Genomic DNA, 6,855 nt, shown 5'->3' on the forward strand with positions numbered 1-6,855 from the left:
ATTAATGAGCAAAATAAAACAAAGTAAATAAACGTAGTAAATATAAAAGGATGGTAAACATGAACTGGATAGAACTTAACAATCAAGTCATAATAAAAGACGAAGAAGGAAAATATCAACTAGAAAAAGATAAAGAAGCTTTAAAAAGCTATATTGAGGAATATGTAAATCCAAAATTAAAAAAATTCAATAATATAGAAGAAAGAATAAAGTACTTAATAGAAAATAATTATTACGATGAAGAAGTAATAAACAAATACAGCATGGAGTTTATAAAGAAAGTTTATAACCATGTAAGTAATTGTGAGTTCAAATTCCAATCATATATGAGTGCGAATAAATTTTATCAAAATTATGCTTTAAGAAGTGATGATGGAAAAACAATACTTGAGACTTATAATGACAAGGTGTTAATAGTAGCTTTAGCTCTTGCAAATGGAGATGAAAGTCTAGCTATAAATTTAGCAGATAAACTAATAAAGCAAGAGTTTCAACCTGCAACACCAACATTTTTAAATGCAGGAAGAGCAAGAGCGGGAGAGATGGTTTCTTGTTTCTTACTTTCAGTGGAAGATAGTACAGATGGTATATCTTATGCTATATCTTCAGCAAACCATTTATCAAAAATAGGTGGAGGAGTAGCTCTAAATTTAACTAGACTAAGAGCCGCAGGAGATCCTATAAAAGGAATAGAAGGGGCAGCAGGAGGCCCTGTTGGTGTGGCAAAAATGTTGGAACAATCTTTTAGTTATTTTAACCAAATGGGTGCTAGACAAGGCGCAGGTGCAGTATATATAAGTGTATTCCATCCTGATTTTGAATTATTAATGGATACTAAAAAAATTAATGCAGATGAAAAAGTAAGATTAGCATCACTTTCTTTAGGTGCTATAATTCACGACAAATTTATGGAATTAGCAGAGAAAAATGAAAAAGCATATGCATTTTATCCTTACAGTGTATACAAAAAATACAATATTCACTTAGATGAAATAAAAATGGATGAATGGTATGACAAATTAGTTGCTGATGATGATATTAGAAAAAAAGAAATTAATCCGAGACAAATGTTAACGAAAATAGCTGGCATGCAACAAGAAAGTGGATATCCTTATGTAATCTTTATAGACACTGCTAACAAAGAGCACACTTTAAAAGATTTAGGAATTATAAAAATGTCAAACTTATGTTGTGAAATATTCCAATATCAAAAACCATCAGAGATAAAAGGTTACTCTGGTGATAACAATTGGGGACAAGATATCAGTTGTAATTTAGGATCACTAAATATAGCTAATGTTATGGACAATAAAGACGTTGAAAAAATAGTAGAAACAGCCATAAGAGCTTTAACTTATGTATCTGACAAAACAAGTATTTCTCAAGTTCCAACAGTGAAAAATGGTAACGACAAATCTCATTCTATAGGACTTGGAGCCATGAATTTACATGGATATTTAGTAAGAGAAAATGTGCTTTATACTTCTGATGAAGCAATAGACTTTTGTAATGTATTTTTCGCAATGATTAGATTTTATGCCATAAAATCATCTATGAAAATAGCTATGGAAAGAAATAAAACTTTTGAAGGATTTGAAAAATCTGAATATGCAAAAGGAAAAGATAGCTCAGTTTTAAGAAAATACTATGAAAATTCATACTTACCAAAGACTGAAAAAATAAAAGAATTATTTAAAGAAATATATGTCCCAACAAAAGAAGACTGGTCAAAATTATTAGATGAAGTTAAAGAAAATGGAATATACAATGCATACTTAACAGCTATAGCACCAACACAAAGTATAAGTTATGTGCAAAATGCCACATCTAGTATAATGCCAATAACAGAACCAGTAGAAGTAAGAACTTATGGTGATTCTACAACAATTTATCCTATGCCATTTTTAACTAATGAAAATATGCTTTATTATCAATCAGGTTATAGAATGGATATGAGAAAAGTAATAGACATAGTTGCTACTGCGCAGCAGCATGTGGATCAAGGTATATCAACAACATTATTTGTAACAGATGATAAAACAACTAGGGATATAGCAAGATATTATATTTATGCTTATAAAAAAGGATTAAAAAGTTTATATTACACAAGAACAAAGATGACAAGAGATGATAATGAGTGTCTTATGTGTTCAGTATAGGGAGAGAAAGTTATGACATTTAGTTTAAATAAAATACACAAAGCAGTAAACTGGAATAAAGAAGATGATAATTTTACACAAGCATTTTGGGATCAAAACGTAAAACAGTTTTGGCTTCCAGAAGAAATTTCAGTATCAAAGGATTTAAAAGTTTGGAATGAACTTAAAGAAAATGAAAAAATCTTATATAAAAAAGTTTTAGCAGGATTAACATTACTAGATACAAAACAAGGGAATAATGGTATACCTTCAATGATGAGCTTAACTGATAATCTTCAAAGAAAGGCTGTACTTTCATTTATGGGAACTATGGAAGAAATTCATGCTAAAAGTTATTCATCCATATTTACAACACTACTTTCAAATAGAGAGATAGATGAACTATTTGATTGGATAGAAAGTGAAGAAACTCTTCAAAGAAAAGCTGATTTAATACTTCAGCAATATGAAAATACAACTGACGAAAAAAGTTTATATTTATCTATGGTAACAAGCGTATTTTTAGAAAGTTTTTTATTTTACTCAGGATTCTTTTATCCGCTATTCCTTGCAGGACAAGGTAAAATGGTGGCAAGTGGTGAGATAATTTCTCTTATTTTAAGGGATGAATCACTTCATGGAAAGTATATAGGGCTTTTAGCACAGGAGAAGTTTGAAAAATTCAATGAAGAAGAAAGAAAAGAATTAAAAAATAAAATGTATGAAATATTCAATAATCTTATGGAAAATGAGATAAAATACACGAAGCTAATTTACAATGAAAGTGGACTTGAGGAAGAGGTAATTAACTTCTTGCAATACAATGCTAATAGAGCTTTAGAAAACTTAGGATTTGAAGATTACTATGAAGTTAAAGACATTAATCCAATAGTACTAAATGGATTAAGCACAGAAACAAAAACTCATGATTTCTTCTCTACAAAAGGAAACGGATATCAAAAGGGTATCTATGAAGAGTTAGAAGACGAAGATTTTATAATATAAATAAGATATAGAAAAATAAAGGCAATTACCTTAGATATTAATTTCTAAAGTAGTTGCTTTTTTAATATAAAAATAAATTATCACATATTACCATTGTAAAATTCATAAAAAATGCCTATAATTAAATCAAAGAACATACGTTCTTAATTATGAAATTATTTATTATAAAGACTAAATACTTAATATATCTTATTAAAATTAAAGTAAAAGATTACATAGGAGGTGAAGTTTTGGATTTACAAAGAAAACTGGAAATATTATCATCAGCAGCAAAATACGATGTATCATGTTCATCAAGTGGTAGCAATAGAAAAAATAAAAAAGGTGGTATAGGAAATGCATCTATTGGAGGTATTTGTCATTCGTTTACGCCAGATGGAAGATGTGTATCACTACTTAAAATTCTTATGAGTAATGTGTGCATCTATGATTGTAGTTACTGTGTAAGCAGAACTTCCAACGATTTTCCAAGAGCCACTTTCACGCCTGATGAAATATGTGATATAACCATAAATTTTTATAAAAGAAACTATATTGAAGGTTTGTTTTTAAGTTCAGCCATAGTGAAAAATGCAAACTTCACCATGGAGAAACTATATCAAACTGTTTATAAACTTAGGAATGAACATAATTTCAATGGATATATACATTTAAAAGCGATACCAGGTGCAGACCAAGATTTAATAAATAAAACAGGACTTCTTGTAGACAGAATGAGTGTAAATATAGAACTTCCATCTCAAGAAAGTCTAAAGATTTTAGCACCAGACAAAGATAGAAATAAAATACTTTTGCCTATGAAACATATTAGTAATGGTATTATACAAAATAAAAATGAAAGAAAATCTTTTAAAACTGCTCCAAGTTTTGTACCAGGAGGGCAAAGCACTCAGCTAATTGTTGGTGCATCACCAGAAAGCGACCTGAAAATACTAACCTTAAGTGAAAGTTTATATAAGAAAATGAATTTAAAAAGAGTGTACTACTCAGCTTTTGTACCTGTAACAAATGACAAAAGACTACCAGAAATCAAAAATCCACCTACACTTAGGGAGCATAGATTATACCAAGCAGATTGGTTACTTAGATTTTATGGATTTAATGCAAAGGAATTATTAAGTGAGAATAACCCAAACTTTGATATAAATTTTGATCCAAAAACAAACTGGGCTTTGCAAAATATGCATATATTCCCACTGGAAATAAATAAAGCACCGCGTGAGATGTTGCTTAGAATTCCTGGTATAGGTGGAAAATCAGTGCAAAGGATAATGGCAGTTCGCAGAGTTTCAAATATTATTTTTGAGGATTTGCGAAAAATAGGGGTTGTGCTAAAAAGAGCCCAGTATTTTATAACTTGTAATGGAAAATATTACGGAGATGTGTCCTTCGATGAATCACTTATAAGAAATAGATTGACTCCTAAGGAGGATTTAAATATATTAGAAAGTCAAGGAGAGCAACTTAATTTTTTTGATTTGCCTGTACTTTCCACTTCTCCAGCACTAACAAAGGTGGACGATATATTTACTTCCATAACAGGACAATTGTAGGAGGTATATATGAAAGTATTTTTACACGAACCAACTTTTGAAGGATTACTATCAGCTATTTATGAAGCTTATTACTCTAGTGTTAAGCCAGATAAAATATATAGTAAAATAGTATATGAGCAAAATTTAATTGATGAAGTTATTATAATAAAAAGTGATAGTATTAAATTTGAAAAAGTTTATAATGCTATAAAAAATAAAATTTCAAAAGAATCATTAAATAAAATATATTACGTCTTTTTATCAGAACTTAAAGAAAGTTCTAATATGATTTATTTATATGTACGAATGGGATTCAAACTAGGTAAAAATATTGATTTACATAAAAATAATGACATAGTTTTAGATATGGATAAAATAAGTAAAAAGGTATACTATGAAGAACATAGATTTACAGGATTTGTTAGATTTAAAGAAATAAATAATATTTTATATGCTGCAATAAATCCGGATTTTAATATTTTACCAATATTGGCAGGTCATTTTAAAAATAGACTAAGTAATGAATATTTTATAATTCATGATATAAAAAGAGATATTGCAATTGTTTATGATAAAAAAGATTACTATTTAAGTAGTTTATCAAATGAACAAAAAAATATTCTAATGAATACTGATGATAAGGGTGAATACGAAAACTTATGGAAACAATATTTCCAATCAGTAAATATAGAAGAGAGAAAAAATCCTAGACTTCAAAAGAGAATGATGCCTAGCAGATATTGGGAGAACATGGTTGAAGTAAATAATAAATAATTTATAAATTTTATAACAAGTATATTAACTTAAAAATAGAGCAAAAATAAATGTGTATGATTAAAATTAACATACTTTATAAATTATTTATACAGCTGGGAGTGAATCAAAGTGACAAAATTATCTCTACAAGATATTCAAAAAGCTCAAGAAACCATAAAGGACATAGTAAAAAAGACGGATATATTGGAAAGTGCTAAATTGAGTTCAATGACAGGAGCAAATATTTATTATAAATGTGAAAATTTGCAAAAAACTGGTTCATTTAAAGTTAGAGGAGCTTGTAACAAAATAGCAAATCTTACAGAAAAGGAAAAAGCCAGTGGTGTTATAGCATCAAGTGCAGGTAACCATGCTCAAGGTGTGGCACTTGGTGCAAAGATGAACAACATAGAAGCAACTATAGTAATGCCTGCAACTGCACCTCTTGCAAAAGTTACAGCTACAAAATCTTATGGTGCCAATGTGGTACTAGAAGGTTTAGTTTACGATGATGCTTATGCAAAGGCTGTGGAGCTTCAAAAAGAAACAGGAGCAACATTCCTTCATCCATTTAATGATGAGTATGTCATAGCAGGACAAGGAACTATAGGTTTAGAAATTTTTGAACAAATGAACAACAAAGTAGATACTATACTTTGTCCAATAGGTGGAGGCGGAATAATTGCTGGGGTTGCTGTGGCTGCAAAAGCACTTAATCCTAATGTAAAGATAATAGGAGTGCAAACAGCAAATATTCCATCTATGCATGAATCAATGAAAGCCGGAAAGGTAACAACAGCCTTTAAATCTACTTCTGTGGCTGATGGTATTTCTGTCAAAACTGTTGGAGAGTTAACATTTAGCATAGTAAAAGATTTAGTAGATGAAGTTGTTCTTGTGGAAGAAGATGAAATAGCAGAGGGACTGCTTTTCCTAATGGAAAACCAAAAAGTTGTGGCAGAAGGTTCTGGTGCTGTAACCACTGCAGCACTTCTAAGTGGAAAATATAAACCAAAAGCTGGTGAAAATGTTGTTTGTATAATTTCAGGTGGTAATATAGATGTTAACACATTAAACAAAATAATAGTTATAGCATTAATTAAAAGTGGTAGACGTTTTACTTTCAAAACAGAAATACAAGACAAACCAGGTGGACTTGCTGAACTTACAAGAGTCCTAAGTGGATTAGATGCTAATATAATTACAGCAAATCTATCTGCAACAAATGCTATTGGTAAATTAAATGCTCATATGACTTTGGAAACTATTGATCATGATCATATAGAAAGAATTAGAAAAGCCATAATTGATGCTGGCTTCGAAATAGAATAATATAAAAAAGGGATAATGCTTATAAACATTATCCTTTTTTATTATTAATTTATAAATTTAAGTTTATAATCAGTTTTTAAAAATCCATT

General features: G+C 29.4%; 5 protein-coding genes. All 5 read left to right on the forward strand.

Annotation, left to right across the window (positions count from 1 at the left end; genetic code table 11):
* Positions 1-59: 59 nt before the first annotated feature.
* The 5 genes from nrdE to ilvA all read left to right on the forward strand — a co-directional run bounded on the left by nrdE (position 60) and on the right by ilvA (position 6,766).
* Positions 60-2,159, forward strand: a complete 2,100-nt coding sequence (gene nrdE, locus NSA58_RS13240; protein WP_139045058.1) for a class 1b ribonucleoside-diphosphate reductase subunit alpha — start codon at positions 60-62, stop codon at positions 2,157-2,159.
* Positions 2,160-2,171: 12 nt separating this feature from the next.
* Positions 2,172-3,143: a class 1b ribonucleoside-diphosphate reductase subunit beta gene (gene nrdF, locus NSA58_RS13245; protein WP_039678148.1), complete on the forward strand. Its 972-nt coding sequence runs from the start codon at positions 2,172-2,174 to the stop codon at positions 3,141-3,143.
* Positions 3,144-3,373: 230 nt separating this feature from the next.
* Positions 3,374-4,696: a putative DNA modification/repair radical SAM protein gene (locus NSA58_RS13250; RefSeq protein WP_074079539.1), complete on the forward strand. Its 1,323-nt coding sequence runs from the start codon at positions 3,374-3,376 to the stop codon at positions 4,694-4,696.
* A 9-nt stretch (positions 4,697-4,705) separates the two neighbouring features.
* The gene (locus NSA58_RS13255) at positions 4,706-5,452 is read left to right on the forward strand and encodes a TIGR03915 family putative DNA repair protein (RefSeq protein ID WP_039678150.1); all 747 of its coding nucleotides are present in this window, start codon (positions 4,706-4,708) and stop codon (positions 5,450-5,452) included.
* Between the two features lie 111 nt (positions 5,453-5,563).
* Positions 5,564-6,766: a threonine ammonia-lyase gene (ilvA, locus tag NSA58_RS13260; RefSeq protein WP_039678151.1), complete on the forward strand. Its 1,203-nt coding sequence runs from the start codon at positions 5,564-5,566 to the stop codon at positions 6,764-6,766.
* Positions 6,767-6,855 lie beyond the last annotated feature (89 nt).

The sequence above is a fragment of the Terrisporobacter muris genome (genome assembly GCF_024621905.1).
Classification (GTDB): Bacteria; Bacillota; Clostridia; order Peptostreptococcales; family Peptostreptococcaceae; genus Terrisporobacter; species Terrisporobacter muris.

Coding starts and splice junctions, on each gene's coding strand:
- nrdE (WP_139045058.1), top strand. CDS start 60: ATGAACTGGATAGAACTTAACAATCAAGTCATAATAAAAGACGAAGAA.
- nrdF (WP_039678148.1), top strand. CDS start 2,172: ATGACATTTAGTTTAAATAAAATACACAAAGCAGTAAACTGGAATAAA.
- NSA58_RS13255 (WP_039678150.1), top strand. CDS start 4,706: ATGAAAGTATTTTTACACGAACCAACTTTTGAAGGATTACTATCAGCT.